The following is a 12,392-nucleotide window of genomic DNA, read 5'->3' as shown; positions in this document are numbered from 1 at the left end:
TCCAGGTGCCGGGTCGGTGCCGCCCAACAAGGACCAGTCCGCTGGCCTGCCTATTAGGGTGTCCTGCCTGTGAGAACATCGGCCAGTGCATCGTCGATTCGTGCGAATTCCTGACCGGCCGCGATGCACTGTTTCCCGTCGGCGGCTACCGCCTCGGTCAGTGGACCCATCGACACGAGCCACGCGCCGGCGGCTTCCTCACCCTTGGCCATGAGCCGCCAATAACCGGCATCGCGCGTGCGAACCTGTTTCGCATCGCCAAGGAATCCGCTGGCTTGCGCCAACGAGCGTCCGACAACATCCAAAGCCGTGCTGCTGATCCTTAGAGAATCCATGTCGCCCCCAAGGCAATCCAACCATCACCGCACTGAACCCCCGGTCGACGGCGGATCGGGGGTTCAGTGCCGGGGACGCCCGGACGTCCGGGCCCGTTTGTCAACGGAGTTACCTGCCGATCTGACCGGCCAGCTGCTCGTCCGTGCTGCGAAGCGTCTCGGCTGCGTGGTGAAGGTAATGGGAGAGTCCGTCAAGTCCGCCGATGGTCTGCTGCGCTCCCTGGGTGAACTGCTGGTATTCAGCTTCGTAGGCTTGGGAGGACTTGTCGGTCACGTACCCGCTGGTGACCAAGGCCTGGATCTGCTTCTGAAGCTCGCCCAGTTTCGCTTCGAGGTCCGCCTTGCCTGTTTCCAAGCTCTTGGCGGCTGTTTCGAGCTCATCAAAGGTGACATTGAGATTCGCCATGACTGGGTTCCTTGACTTTTGAGGAGGGAAGAGACGATTACTACATCGACTTTATAAAATCCTCACGCGGGATGCAACCCCGCTCCCTGGCATACAAGGCGTACGGATCGCCAAGCACGTTAGGGCCTATTCTCCTTGGGCGATAGCCTTTTCCAGGCGCTCGACCTTGCCGGTGAGCTCCCCTGTGTACCCGGGCCGGATATCCGCCTTGATCACCAAGGAAACCCGGTTTCCGTACTTGCCCACTGCCTCCGTGGCGCGCTTGACGACGTCGAACACTTCATCCCACTCGCCCTCGATAGTGGTGAACATCGAGTCCGTCTGGTTGGGGAGCCCGGAATCGCGGACGATCTTGACGGCCTCGGCAACGGCGTCGTGCACCGAGCCATCAGCGGATACGGCGCCAGCAGCGGGCTGGCCGGACGGGGCAACTGAAAAGGCAAGCAACATGAATCCAGTCTTTCACGGGCAAGAATGTCACAAAAGTGATTGGAGCCCCTCCGTTGCTACTGTGAGCAGCATGGACCGGCCCTTGGAACGCAAGCCACTCAGAGCTGATGCTGCGCGCAATGTAGACAAGATCATCACGGCAGCGCGCCAGTGCTTCCGTGAGCTGGGCCCGGAGGTTCCACTCCAGACGATCGCCACCACCGCAGGTGTTGGCCCGGCTACCCTGTTCCGCAACTTCGCTGACAAAGAACAACTCGTCCTGGCCGCCCTGTCGCGGCAGCTCAGGCTTCATGTGGACCCGGTCGTGGAAGATGCCCTCGCTGGCATGGATGCCGCCGTCGGGCTTATCAACGTGATCGACGCCGTGGTGCAGGTTGCCAGCGAAGACGCGAACTTGCTGGGCGCCGTCGCCGGCCGCCGCGGACTCTTGGTGGGCATCACAGGCGGCTTGATCGATTCCATGGCTGAACTGCTTAGCCGCGGCCAGGGTCAGGGTTCGCTGCGCCGGGACATCTCCATCGAGGACATGGTGCGCCTTGTTGCCATGCTGATCGGCGCCGTGGACACCATGGAGCCGGGATCCCGCGCTTGGGAACGGCCGGTTGCCTTGCTTGAGGACGCCATCCGCACCGAACGCCCGTCGCGCCCGCTGCCACAGCAGACCCCCATTCCCGGGATGGCTTTCGAGTAACCAGCGCACGACGGCGTTGCGCGCCGCTGCCACGGTTGGAACCGCGCGCACCGGTTCAGCGCCAGCCGAGCAGCCGCAGGCAGGCAGCAGCCGCCGATCCGACGATGACCACCACAAGGAACGGGGCACGGAGCCACAGCGCGACGGCCCCGGCTGCCAGCGCACCGAGCCGGGCGTCGAAGGCCAGGGACTGCCCGGACGCCACCGCGTTGACGACGGTCAGGGACGCCAGCAGGCCGATGGTCATGGTGCCGGCCACGCGCATCATCCGCGGACTCCGCAGCAGTTTCGCCGGCACGAAATAACCCGAAAGCTTGGTGAGGTAGGCCAGTCCGCAGGCGATAAGGATCCAGAGCCAGAGGTTCATTCGGCGTTCCTTTCGCGGCTGGAAGCGTCAGCACTGGAATGACCGTGCGGGTAGGGATCGACGTCGGGCTCCATGCCTTCGTCACTGCGTCCGTGGCTGAACCAGCCAATGGCCCCGGCCACGACGGCGGCCACGAGGATGGGCACGCCCGCCGGAACGAACGGAACCGTAATAATGGTCGCCAGAGCAGCAGCAGCGGCGATCGCCCAGGGCTCACGGCCCTTGAGCCGAGGCCAGAGCAGGCCCAGGAACGCTGCCACGGCGGCGCCGTCGAGCCCCCACTGCTTGGGATCGCCCAAGGCATCGCCCGCCAAGGCTCCGACAGCCGTGAAGATGTTCCACAGCACGAAAATGCCGAGTCCGGCCGTCCAGAAGCCACGGCGCTGTTCGTCGGAATCGCTTTGTCCCGAGGCAGTGGCAGTGGACTCGTCGATGGTGATGTGTGCTTGCGGGTATTTGAGCCATCCGCTGGGACGCAACAGCGCGTTCATCTGCATCCCGTAGATGCCATTGCGCAAGCCCAGCAGCGCGGCAGCGGTCATGGCCGCAATGCCGGAACCGCCGCCCGCCACGACGCCGATGAAGGCGAACTGCGATCCTCCACTGAACATGAGCAGGCTGAACGCCATGGTCTGCCAGAAGCTGAACCCGGAGGCTGAGGCCAATGCCCCGAACGAGATGCCGTAGAGGCCCGTTGCGATGCTGATGGAGAGGCCCACCTTCACCGCCGGGGATTCGAGGAGTTTCATGCGCCCCGTTTCGCTCCAGCCAGACTCCATGCCCACAGGATCAAAGGGAGCTGCAGAGGCAGGCGCAGGGTGTGAATCCGCCGCGCGGACGACGTTCCGGCAGGAGAGTATGCGCGGCGGAGCGCGTCCACGTGGCCGGCCAGGAACGCCGTGAACATCAGCGTGGTGCCACGGGCTGCGGCCCTGCGCGTGGCAGGAATGAGGAGCCCGACGGCGGCAACCGCCTCAAGCAATCCACTCACCGCGATCCATTCCTCCCGGGACATGACCGCCAAAGCGCCGTTCCGAGGTGCGGTCGCGTCGGCCTTGCCTTGGCCGGCTTCGAGTTCGAAGCCTTCTCTCGGATTGTCAACGCGGCACAGATAATCCGGGACGACCGGTGCAAAGAACTTCGGCTGCTGGAAGTGCTTCCTGGCGCTTACGAGTAACAGTGCACTCATGGCCGCCGCGGAGATTGTCTGGGTTGTCCGGGCGGACCATGAAAAAGGCATGTATTCATGCAACCACAGCCCCGCCCGCCGCGGTAACCGGAGGGTTGCCTGACCGAGCGTAGGCAATTCATTGCCGTTCAAGATACTGGACTAAGTTCAGCATGATGTATGTTTTTCTTTAGACCGTGGCTGGCACCGTCCGCCGCACCGTCCGCCGCCACAAGAAATTCAACGAGGAGTTCCATGCGCATCGCCCGACTACAAACCCCTTCCGGCCCGACGCACGCAGTCCTGCGCAACGGAAGCTGGGACCATATCGAGGACCCCTTTGCCGAGGTTCTTTATTTCACCGGGAAATCCAGTTCCGCGGACGACGCCTTGTTCCTCGCCCCGGTCCGACCTTCAGTGGTGCTAGGAATCGGGCACAACCTGGGCAACAACAACCACGTGCTGCCCATCCAGGCTTGGCACAAGTCGGTCCACAGCATCGCCGGCCCCGGTGATGACATTGTGGCCGTGCGCAACGCGGGCACAGTGAACGTGGAAGGCGAACTGGCCGCCGTCATCGGAAAGCGTGCGGAGAAGCTCACGGCCGAGAACGCCTTGAGCCACGTCCTGGGCTACACGGTGGTCAACGACGTCACCAATGTGGACCAAAACCAGGTCGACGAAAAACTCTTCCAGGGCAAGTCCGGCACCAACTACACGCCGCTCGGACCGTGGATCGAAACCGGGATCGAGGACCCGGACAACGTGAGCACCGAGGTAGTGGTCAACGGCGAGGTCAAAGCCAGGTCCGGTTCCTTCAACCTTCCATCCTCCATCACGGATTGCCTCGTTTACGTCACCCAATGGCTGACGCTGGAACCGGGAGACATCATCATGACGGGAGCCCCGAACACCTTCGTGGCTGTCCAGCCCGGCGACCGGGTGGACATCACGCTGGGCGGCATCGGAACCCTCAGCAACACGGTCATCTGACTCGCAGTCGTTGTCGTTTTGGGGCCCCAGAACGACAACAACTGCCAGTTAGTTGGGAGCCTAAAGCTGGGCCAGGACTTGCGCCGGCTTGTTCGTGGTGATCTCGTGGATGCCCAGGCCTTGGCACAACGCAACATCGTTCTCTGAATCAACTGTCCACACCCGGAAGCGGCGGCCGGATTCAAGCCAGCGCTGAACGGTGCGGGCGTGCTTGCGGACGTAGTCGATGCCCGGGCCGGCCAGTCCAACCTCGCAGTCGTCCAGGATCCGTTCGCCTTCCTGCTGGGCTGCCTTCATCACGTTGGCCACCGCTCCCCCGGTGATGACGCCCAGGCCGAGTTCATCGCGGATTTCCTCCACCGTGACGTCGTCCACCAGCTGGCAGATGTGCTCCGCGGGAACGAACCGGAGCAGGTGCTTGATCGAATCCGGGCTGAAACTCATGAAGGAAACCTGGATGTTGTCCAGCATGGAGGTCTCTGCGTTCCACCCTTCGTTGCCCAGAAGCTCGAGCACGCGGTCTTCAAGCTTGAGCTGGTAAGGGCTGGGGTGCTTGAGTTCAATGGCCAGGCCGATGGTCCTGCCGGCACCGCGCAGGATCTCCAGCAACTCCGGGAGCGTCAGGAGCTGGTCCGACTTTGCGCCGTACTGGTCCGGAATCCGGGCGCCCTTCCAGGAAGAGAAATCCAGCTGCCGCAGCTCTTCGAGCGTCTTCTCAGCCACGGGACCGGTGCCGTCCGAGGTACGGTCCAAGTTTGCGTCGTGAAGCAGGACAACGTGCTGGTCCCTGGTCAGGTGGACGTCGCACTCGACGCCGTCGGCGCCATCGGTGATTGCCTTCAGGTATGCGGCGCGCGTGTGCTCCGCAAATGCGGCACTCGCTCCGCGGTGGGCGTAGACCATGGGCCGCGTGTTTTGCTCCGTGCTTTGGTCTGGGCTTTTGTTAGAACGGCCGAGATCGTCATTCGTCATGGGGACACGGTAGCCCACGCCCACGACGGCGACGGGGCTACGCTGGGCACATGCAGGTGAACTCTGAACAAATCCCGGTGACCGAGAGCGATAGCGACCCGACGGCGGAGGCCACGCGGCACGCAGATGCCCGGAACAGCTCTACGGTTGCGGCCGGCGTCGGGCAACGAAACGGTGACGCCGAAAAGGCCGCTGCCCTGCGTCGGATGAAATCGGTGGCGCTGGCGCTCCTGATTGTGATGGCGGTGGTTTTCACCGCTGCTTTCGCCTTGCAGAGGCAGTATCCGTGGCTGGAATACGTGCGGGCGGCTGCCGAGGGCGGCATGGTGGGAGCGTTGGCCGACTGGTTCGCCGTCACTGCGCTGTTCAAATACCCCATGGGCCTGAAAATCCCGCACACGGCCATCATTCCGCGGCGCAAGGACCAGATCGGCGCTTCGCTTGGGGAATTCGTGGAGACCAACTTCCTGTCCGAGCAGGTGGTCCAGGAGAAGCTCGCGGGCGTGGACATCGCCCGGAAAGCCGGCAAGTGGCTCGCTTCCCCGGGCGGCCCGGAGCGTATCGCGAAGGAAGGTTCAGCACTGATCCGCGGAGCGTTTACCGTGCTGAACGACGACGACGTCCAGACAGTGATCGAGGGCATGGTCCGCAAGCACCTGCTCACTCCGCCATGGGGACCGCCCGTGGGCCGGATGGCCGAACGGATCTTTGCCGACGGCCACCACCACAAGCTGGTCGATCTGTTGGTTGACCGTGCGGCGGATTGGGTGGAAGCGAACCACTCCACGGTGAACAGGCTCGTGTCCGACCGTTCGCCGCTCTGGGTTCCGTCCTTCGTAGACGACATCGTGGGCGACCGGGTCTACAACGAAATCGCCAAGTTCATCCGGGCGGTGCAGCAGGATCCCGATCATCAAGTGCGCCAGTCGATCGATACATACCTCGGCGATCTTGCCCAGGACCTCCAGCACGATCCCGCAATGATTGCCCGGGCCGAGGCAATCAAGACCCAGGTCCTCGGTGATCCCGAGGTCCGCGAACTCGCTTCCCGCACGTGGGGCACCATCAAGGACGCGCTGCTCACCGCCGTCGACGATCCCGACAGCGAACTGACACAGCGCTTCAAGAGTGCTGTCCGGGACTTCGGTTCGCGGCTTGTCAACGACGACGAGCTCGCGGGCAAGGTCAATGCCTGGATCGGTGATGCAGCCGGGTACCTCGTCAAAACGTACCGCTCCGATATCGCGGGGGTCATCACGGACACCGTCGCACGCTGGGATGCCGAGGAAACCTCGCAAAAGATCGAACTCCAGGTGGGCAAGGACCTGCAATACATCCGCATCAACGGCACCGTGGTGGGATCGCTGGCTGGGCTCGCGATCTTCACCGTGGCGCACTTGGTTTTCGGCTGACGCGGGTTCGGCCCGCCCGCAACAAGGGACATGCCCAACGCTGCCTCTGAGCAACGGACATAATCCCAATATGTCCACTCCTCGACCCGGGAAGGCGCATGTCCCAAGTGGGCACCCGGCAGGCAGCAAGGGGCATGTCCGGTGGAGGGGAACCCTCAGCCCAGGAAACGAATCCGCTGGCCGGGGCGGGCTTGGCCCAACAAGTCCAGATCCGTGCGACGCACCACGGCAATCACGGGGTAGCCACCCGTCACGGGATGATCAGCGAGGAATACAGTCGGAAGGCCCGACGGCGGCACTTGCAGTGCGCCGAGCACCATGCCTTCGCTGGGCAGTTCCTCGAGCCGGGTCTGGGTGAGAGGGCGGCCCACCAGTCGGGCACCGATCCTGTTGGAATCAGGCGACAGGGTCCAATCTTGGCTGACAAGCCGGCGCCAGGAGTCGTCGTCGAACCAGTCTGCACGGGGACCGCGGTCCACTCGGGCCGTGATGGCGCGCCCCGGATCGGGAGCGCGGCGGATGGCAGGGAGGGCATGCGCGTTGTTGCGGGTCCCAATGCCCGCACTGGCCCCAGATCCCGGTCCGGGAACGGAACCCACACCGGAAACCAGGCCGTTGCCCGCGGAAACACGCCCGATTCCCAACTGCCCACCCGATTTCAACGGCGCGGGGCCTTCACCGGAGAGCATGTCCGTGCTGCTTGAACCGAGGAGCTTGGGAGCATCGATGCCGCCCTGTACCGCCAGGTAATATCGCAGTCCGAACACTGGAGCAGCGAAGTCCAGCACCGCACCCGGCGCCACCCGTACGGCTTGGTTCAGCGGAATCTCGGCGTCGTTGAGTGTCACGATTCCCTCCGCCCCTGTCACCGCGACCGTCGACGCCGTGACGAACCTCAAGCGAAGCCCACCCAGCAATATCTCCAATCCGGCCGCTTCCGCAGGATTCCCCACCAGCAGATTGGCAAGCCGGAGTGATTGCCGGTCGAGGGCGCCGGAAGGGCTCAGCCCCAACGAAGCCCAGCCCGGCCTGCCAAGGTCTTCCACCAAGGTGAGTGGGCCGGGGTTCACCACTACGATCCCCATCACGCCTCCACGAATCGGACCAGGTCACCCGGCCGGATCAGCGCGGGCTCGGCTTTGGACGCATCCCACAGTGCCGCCGTCGTGGTTCCGATCAATTGCCAACCGCCCGGAGACGATCGCGGGTAGACGCCGCTGAACTCGCCTGCGAGGCCAACCGAGCCGGCCGGCACGGCAGTGCGCGGAGTGTTCCGACGCGGAACGCGGAGCCGCTCATGTGTGGTGACCAGGTACACGAAGCCGGGCGCGAAGCCGGAAAAGGCGGCCGTCCACTCGGAGCTCGTGTGAAGCTTGACCACTTCGGCCTCGCTCATGCCGAGGAACTGTGCCGTCTCGGCGAGGTCGGGGCCGCCGTAGGAGACCTCGATGGTCACTTCGCGGCCCGAGGCGGAGACCCCCGCTGCAGGCTCCGCGGACTCCAGCCAGTCGCGGACGTCGGAGGGACGGATCGTCCCGGGATCGAAGGTGACGAGGACGGTGCGGGCGGCGGGCACGACGTCGATGATCCCTTGCGGCGCAGAAAAGCGAGCCGAAGCGCCGGTGCCGGTCAGCCCGCGGTAGTACGCGACGACGGCGGTCAGTTCCGGCAGTTCCACCAAGAAAGCGCTGTCGCCGCAGGGCAGAAGGATCCGGTCAGGCGAAGGACTCAATCTCCACACCAGCTTCCTCAAGCCCAGCGCGCACCGCCGCCGCCAGCTCGACAGCACCCGGGGTGTCGCCATGGATGCACAACGAATCGGGCTTCACCCGAACCACCGTGCCGTCCACGGCCAGCACCTCGCCCCGTACGGCAAAGCGCACGGCCCGTTCGACTACCGCGGCGGCGTCGTGCACCAGTGCACCGTCCTGCGAGCGCGGAACCAACGTGCCGTCCGGCATGTAGCCGCGGTCCACGAAGGCCTCCCGGAAGACCGGGTGCCCGGATTCTTCGGCGATCCGCAGCAAAGCGGAACCCGGCAGGCCAAGGACAGGAAGCCCGGGATCGTAGGCGTGAATCGCCGCCACCACGGCTTCGGCCTGCTCGACGTCGTGAACGATCCTGTTGTACAAGGCGCCGTGGGGTTTGACGTAGTCCACGGAAGCGCCCACCGCGTGGGCCATGCCGTCCAGGGCACCGAGCTGGTAGAGGACGTCGCCGAAGAGCTCATCGAAGGACATGTCCATCGCTCGGCGCCCGAAGCCATGCAGGTCCCGGTAGCCCACATGGGCGCCGACCCGGACGTCGAGCTCGAAGGCGGCACGGCAGCTGTCCAGCATCGTCACCGGGTCCCCGGCGTGGAAGCCGCAGGCAACGTTGGCGCTGCTGACAATCCGGAACATTGAAGCGTCGTTCCCCATGGTCCAGGAGCCGAACGACTCCCCCGAATCAGCGTTGAGATCCACTATTTCCGCCTTCCAGCGCGTTTTGCCGGGCGGCTGGGAGCAGCTCGCCCGGGATGATGTCCGGCATGGGACCGAATGCTTCCCTCGCCGAGGCCGCTGCGGCACGCCCCATGACGCGGTTTCCGACTCCGCCAACCACGGCCCCGACGCCGAAAGGCAGGGCACGGCCGAGGAAAGCGGCGCCTTGGCGCTGGACGAGGCGCTTGAGGAAGGCGCGCTGGATGGCGTCGCGAATGACCCCGAATCCTCCGCCAGGCAGCTTCTTCGTGAGGGTCTTGCCCCAGGCCTGCGTGACGCCTTTGCCTTTGCCGAGCGATTGTCCGCTCAGCGCACCCAGCAGCGCGGTGCCTTCCTCGCCGAGCATGATGGCCATGACCATCGTTCGAGCACGGTCCGGATCGGTCAGGCGGATGCCGTGGAGCTCGGCCAGGGAAGCGGCGTAAAGGGCGGTTCCTTCCAGGAAGCCGATGGTGGCCAGCGCGGACAGCCCCAGCGAGGCTGCCGTACCGATACCGGGCACGACGGCGGTTGCCCCAACGGCGGCACCCCCGCCGGTGACTGCGGCGAGGTAGTCCCTCTCCAGTTTGGCGGCCAGCTGCGCCGCCGTGGCCTGCGGGTATTTGCGCTGCAAGCGACGCAGGTTCGCCAGGACAAGGGGACGTTGGACCTCGACAGCCCGAAGGAGCACGTTGTGGACACCGGGCTTGGCATTGCCGCTGGCGTCGAACATGGCGTTGTGGGCCGTTTCCTGCGCAATCTTTACTGCCTGATTGGGTCGCTTTGCCATTCTTCACCTCTGCATTCAGCCCTTGGATTCGTTCGGTAGTTCCTTGGCCTAGCCTAGGCCACACGCCCCCTCCCCGGCGTAGACTTGAGTGCGTTCACGGGAACAGTCCAACGAAGGACAGGAAGTATCCGGAATGGAAAAAGCAGCAGAGTCCAACGACGTCCGCCATCACAGCGACGCCCCTGCCGAAGGGGAAACGGAGGGCTGGGTGTCGCACGATACCGGCCTTCATAGCCAGGAACCTGCCGAAGGGCCGGATACCGACGACGCCCCCGCATAGTAGCGTTCAGCCTGCGAAATCGGGGGCCCGAAAGTGGCTTCGCACGGGGTGCTCGTCCCTCCGGGGGACACTCAACCGGGGCAATTGTTGGCGCGCGTCCTCGACGAACTGCGCGCTTTGGAGAAGCACGACGCCGCGAGCTTCCGCACCGTCCGACGCAGGATTTCCGCGGAAATCGCCACGATGGACGCCGCCGTCGTCTTCAATCTCGCCGAAGGGCTCGTACAAGCGGGCTTTGACTGGGAGGGATGGGAGTTCATCAATTCCCATCGGGCGGCTTTCGCTGAGCTGACGCCGGCCCGGCTTGAATACTTGGGACAAGGCATCGCTACGTGGGGCCAGGCCGATGCCTTCGCGGCCGACTTGGTGGGGCCGGCGTGGCGCGAAGGACTCATCTCGGACGCCGACGTCGACCGCTGGGCGCGGAGCCCGGACCGTTGGTGGCGGCGCATAGCCCTTGTCTCCACTACCGTGCTCAACACGAGATCACGGTGGGGAACAGGTGATACACAACGGACGCTCACCGTCGTCGGGATCTTGATCAACGATCGCGACGATACCGTGGTCAAGGCAGTCAGCTGGGCGTTGCGGTCCTTGGTGCCATGGGATCCTCGGGCCGTCCGGACCTTCCTGGAAATGCATGAAACCGAGCTTGCCGCCCGCGTGAAGCGCGAGGTCCGGACCAAGTTGGAGACCGGGCTGAAATCGCGCCGACGCAGCGTTCATGGCGCCGAACTTTCCAAATGAAGCCTCCACTGTTCTTGGGGGTGGTGCCATGCACATAGCCTTCATCTGTCTGCCTGCAGCCGGCCATGTGAACCCGACGTTGCCAGTGGTCGCCGAGCTGGTTCGCAGAGGCCACAGGGTCACCTATGCGACGTCGGCGAAGTACGCGAAGGCAGTCGAATCTGCCGGCGCCGCGTTCTTTCCCAGTGGAGAGGACCTGGCGGCCTTCCTCCCCCCGCGCGAGCGTTCCGCTGAAGGCGGTCCGCCCCCGGGAGAGGGCGGCCCTGCGCCGTCACCGATGACGGGGATGTTCGCCGGAATGCCGTCCGGAATGATGTCCGGACTGCTTGAGCGGATTCTCAAGGGCGCACGCGAGGAATTCCCGGCGTTGCTGGCCCGTCTGGCCGAGGACCCGCCGGACGGGGTGGCTTACGACGCCATGACGCTCTCGGGGAAGATGGCTGCAGCGAAGTTGGCGTTGCCCGATATTGCGTTGCTTCCGAGCTATGCCACCAATGAGCATTTCTCGATGCGGGATCTCATGCCCGGCCCGCCGTCGCCGGGGATGGTCGAGGCCTGGAAACAGGTAAGCCAACGGATCAACGATTTCGCCGCGGAACATGGCGTGGGTCATCTGCAATTCATGGGAGGCCCTCCTGCGTCGCTAAACATCTCCTTCATCCCGAGGGAATTCCAGCCCTCGGGAGAAACATTCGATGCCAGGTTCCACTTCGTGGGTCCCTGCCTCGGCGTGCGGGGCAACGAGGAAGCCTGGCAGCCCCGGGAGAAGGACAGACCTTTGTTGTTCGTCTCGCTGGGCACCACGCCGTTGAATGACCGGCCGGACTTCTTCAGAATGTGCTTGGAAGGATTTGCAGGCACAGACTGGCAAGTTGCCATGGCAATCGGCGAGCGCGTCGAGGAGTCCGAGCTGGGGGATGTCCCGGACAACGTTGAGGTACGGCCCTTCTTTCCGCAGCTTGAAGTCCTTCCCCACGCCGATGCGTTCCTTTCCCACACCGGGATGAACTCGACCATGGAGGCGCTCTATTTCGGGGTGCCGTTGGTAGCTTTCCCACTGCAGCCCGAACAGGGAGCCAATGCGCGCCGGGTGGAGGACCTGGGGCTCGGGCGCCGTCTCCCCCTTGAGGGGCTCTCCCCCGAGCTCATCCGGGAAACGGTCCTTGAAGTCAGCGGCGACCAGGCGATCCTGGACAATCTTGAAGCGATGAGTGCCCGTGTCCGCGGTTCCGGCGGAGCCGCCGCAGCCGCCGGCGCCATCGAAGGCTTCCTGCGCGGCCCCACTGTCCGCCTTCCAGCGCCGCCCGATGCTGTGTAGC

The 12,392-nt window shown here is 64.5% G+C and carries 17 protein-coding genes; 6 read left to right on the top strand and 11 right to left on the bottom strand.

Annotated elements, in window-relative coordinates:
• Positions 1-53: 53 nt before the first annotated feature.
• From AB4074_RS13660 to AB4074_RS13650, 3 genes are all read right to left on the bottom strand, one after another.
• Complete coding sequence (locus AB4074_RS13660) at positions 54-335, bottom strand: hypothetical protein (protein ID WP_441413860.1); 282 nt, start codon at positions 333-335, stop codon at positions 54-56.
• A gap of 109 nt (positions 336-444) precedes the next feature.
• Positions 445-741 (bottom strand): WXG100 family type VII secretion target, encoded by a 297-nt coding sequence (locus AB4074_RS13655; protein ID WP_441413859.1) that lies wholly within the window; start codon positions 739-741, stop codon positions 445-447.
• Positions 742-867: 126 nt separating this feature from the next.
• The gene (locus tag AB4074_RS13650; protein WP_441413858.1) at positions 868-1,191 is read right to left on the bottom strand and encodes a thiamine-binding protein; all 324 of its coding nucleotides are present in this window, start codon (positions 1,189-1,191) and stop codon (positions 868-870) included.
• 70 nt (positions 1,192-1,261) lie between these two features.
• Here AB4074_RS13650 and AB4074_RS13645 point away from each other — a divergent pair, with 70 nt between their 5' ends.
• Complete coding sequence (locus AB4074_RS13645) at positions 1,262-1,882, top strand: TetR/AcrR family transcriptional regulator (RefSeq protein ID WP_437773940.1); 621 nt, start codon at positions 1,262-1,264, stop codon at positions 1,880-1,882.
• A gap of 55 nt (positions 1,883-1,937) precedes the next feature.
• Here the strand turns inward: AB4074_RS13645 and AB4074_RS13640 are convergent, their stop codons facing one another.
• Genes AB4074_RS13640 through AB4074_RS13630 form a run of 3 tightly spaced genes read right to left on the bottom strand, consistent with a single transcriptional unit; the run spans position 1,938 to position 3,489 of the window.
• A complete protein-coding gene (locus AB4074_RS13640; protein WP_366178545.1) occupies positions 1,938-2,249 on the bottom strand; it encodes an AzlD domain-containing protein in 312 nt (103 codons plus the stop codon).
• Complete coding sequence (locus AB4074_RS13635; RefSeq protein ID WP_441413857.1) at positions 2,246-2,998, bottom strand: AzlC family ABC transporter permease; 753 nt, start codon at positions 2,996-2,998, stop codon at positions 2,246-2,248. The genes AB4074_RS13640 and AB4074_RS13635 overlap by 4 nt, the downstream gene beginning before the upstream one ends.
• The gene (locus AB4074_RS13630) at positions 2,995-3,489 is read right to left on the bottom strand and encodes a DoxX family protein (protein ID WP_441413856.1); all 495 of its coding nucleotides are present in this window, start codon (positions 3,487-3,489) and stop codon (positions 2,995-2,997) included. Before AB4074_RS13630 ends, AB4074_RS13635 begins: the two co-directional genes overlap by 4 nt.
• A gap of 183 nt (positions 3,490-3,672) precedes the next feature.
• Between AB4074_RS13630 and AB4074_RS13625 the strand changes: the two genes are divergently transcribed.
• Complete coding sequence (locus AB4074_RS13625) at positions 3,673-4,410, top strand: fumarylacetoacetate hydrolase family protein (RefSeq protein ID WP_441413855.1); 738 nt, start codon at positions 3,673-3,675, stop codon at positions 4,408-4,410.
• Positions 4,411-4,470: 60 nt separating this feature from the next.
• Here AB4074_RS13625 and AB4074_RS13620 read toward each other — a convergent pair whose 3' ends face one another.
• Entirely contained in the window at positions 4,471-5,382 is a 912-nt protein-coding gene (locus tag AB4074_RS13620) for a glycerophosphodiester phosphodiesterase (protein ID WP_441413854.1), read from the bottom strand.
• A 50-nt stretch (positions 5,383-5,432) separates the two neighbouring features.
• Between AB4074_RS13620 and AB4074_RS13615 the strand changes: the two genes are divergently transcribed.
• Positions 5,433-6,794 (top strand): DUF445 domain-containing protein, encoded by a 1,362-nt coding sequence (locus tag AB4074_RS13615; protein WP_441413853.1) that lies wholly within the window; start codon positions 5,433-5,435, stop codon positions 6,792-6,794.
• Positions 6,795-6,949: 155 nt separating this feature from the next.
• Here AB4074_RS13615 and AB4074_RS13610 read toward each other — a convergent pair whose 3' ends face one another.
• From AB4074_RS13610 to AB4074_RS13595, 4 genes are read right to left on the bottom strand one after another with little or no spacing between them, the layout of a single operon-like run.
• Complete coding sequence (locus AB4074_RS13610; RefSeq protein ID WP_441413852.1) at positions 6,950-7,879, bottom strand: biotin-dependent carboxyltransferase family protein; 930 nt, start codon at positions 7,877-7,879, stop codon at positions 6,950-6,952.
• Complete coding sequence (gene pxpB, locus AB4074_RS13605; protein ID WP_441413851.1) at positions 7,879-8,472, bottom strand: 5-oxoprolinase subunit PxpB; 594 nt, start codon at positions 8,470-8,472, stop codon at positions 7,879-7,881. The genes AB4074_RS13610 and pxpB overlap by 1 nt, the downstream gene beginning before the upstream one ends.
• 37 nt (positions 8,473-8,509) lie before the next feature.
• Complete coding sequence (locus AB4074_RS13600; RefSeq protein ID WP_441413850.1) at positions 8,510-9,259, bottom strand: LamB/YcsF family protein; 750 nt, start codon at positions 9,257-9,259, stop codon at positions 8,510-8,512.
• A complete protein-coding gene (locus tag AB4074_RS13595) occupies positions 9,243-10,046 on the bottom strand; it encodes a hypothetical protein (RefSeq protein WP_441413849.1) in 804 nt (267 codons plus the stop codon). The genes AB4074_RS13600 and AB4074_RS13595 overlap by 17 nt, the downstream gene beginning before the upstream one ends.
• A gap of 133 nt (positions 10,047-10,179) precedes the next feature.
• Here AB4074_RS13595 and AB4074_RS13590 point away from each other — a divergent pair, with 133 nt between their 5' ends.
• Genes AB4074_RS13590 through AB4074_RS13580 form a run of 3 tightly spaced genes read left to right on the top strand, consistent with a single transcriptional unit; the run spans position 10,180 to position 12,391 of the window.
• Positions 10,180-10,326: a hypothetical protein gene (locus AB4074_RS13590; RefSeq protein ID WP_234754026.1), complete on the top strand. Its 147-nt coding sequence runs from the start codon at positions 10,180-10,182 to the stop codon at positions 10,324-10,326.
• 33 nt (positions 10,327-10,359) lie between these two features.
• Complete coding sequence (locus AB4074_RS13585) at positions 10,360-11,073, top strand: DNA alkylation repair protein (protein ID WP_441413848.1); 714 nt, start codon at positions 10,360-10,362, stop codon at positions 11,071-11,073.
• Between the two features lie 28 nt (positions 11,074-11,101).
• Positions 11,102-12,391: a macrolide family glycosyltransferase gene (locus tag AB4074_RS13580; protein WP_441413847.1), complete on the top strand. Its 1,290-nt coding sequence runs from the start codon at positions 11,102-11,104 to the stop codon at positions 12,389-12,391.
• Position 12,392 lies beyond the last annotated feature (1 nt).

This window comes from Arthrobacter sp. 2MCAF14, assembly GCF_052115645.1.
Taxonomy (GTDB): Bacteria; Actinomycetota; Actinomycetes; order Actinomycetales; family Micrococcaceae; genus Arthrobacter.
Note: the sequence above shows the minus strand (reverse complement) of the source record. Positions and strands in the feature narration are given on the sequence as shown.

Coding starts and splice junctions, on each gene's coding strand:
- AB4074_RS13650 (WP_441413858.1), bottom strand. CDS start 1,191: ATGTTGCTTGCCTTTTCAGTTGCCCCGTCCGGCCAGCCCGCTGCTGGC.
- AB4074_RS13640 (WP_366178545.1), bottom strand. CDS start 2,249: ATGAACCTCTGGCTCTGGATCCTTATCGCCTGCGGACTGGCCTACCTC.
- AB4074_RS13590 (WP_234754026.1), top strand. CDS start 10,180: ATGGAAAAAGCAGCAGAGTCCAACGACGTCCGCCATCACAGCGACGCC.
- AB4074_RS13580 (WP_441413847.1), top strand. CDS start 11,102: ATGCACATAGCCTTCATCTGTCTGCCTGCAGCCGGCCATGTGAACCCG.
- AB4074_RS13645 (WP_437773940.1), top strand. CDS start 1,262: ATGGACCGGCCCTTGGAACGCAAGCCACTCAGAGCTGATGCTGCGCGC.
- AB4074_RS13630 (WP_441413856.1), bottom strand. CDS start 3,489: ATGCCTTTTTCATGGTCCGCCCGGACAACCCAGACAATCTCCGCGGCG.
- AB4074_RS13595 (WP_441413849.1), bottom strand. CDS start 10,046: ATGGCAAAGCGACCCAATCAGGCAGTAAAGATTGCGCAGGAAACGGCC.
- AB4074_RS13625 (WP_441413855.1), top strand. CDS start 3,673: ATGCGCATCGCCCGACTACAAACCCCTTCCGGCCCGACGCACGCAGTC.
- AB4074_RS13620 (WP_441413854.1), bottom strand. CDS start 5,382: ATGACGAATGACGATCTCGGCCGTTCTAACAAAAGCCCAGACCAAAGC.
- AB4074_RS13635 (WP_441413857.1), bottom strand. CDS start 2,998: ATGAAACTCCTCGAATCCCCGGCGGTGAAGGTGGGCCTCTCCATCAGC.
- AB4074_RS13655 (WP_441413859.1), bottom strand. CDS start 741: ATGGCGAATCTCAATGTCACCTTTGATGAGCTCGAAACAGCCGCCAAG.
- AB4074_RS13615 (WP_441413853.1), top strand. CDS start 5,433: ATGCAGGTGAACTCTGAACAAATCCCGGTGACCGAGAGCGATAGCGAC.
- AB4074_RS13660 (WP_441413860.1), bottom strand. CDS start 335: ATGGATTCTCTAAGGATCAGCAGCACGGCTTTGGATGTTGTCGGACGC.
- AB4074_RS13610 (WP_441413852.1), bottom strand. CDS start 7,879: ATGGGGATCGTAGTGGTGAACCCCGGCCCACTCACCTTGGTGGAAGAC.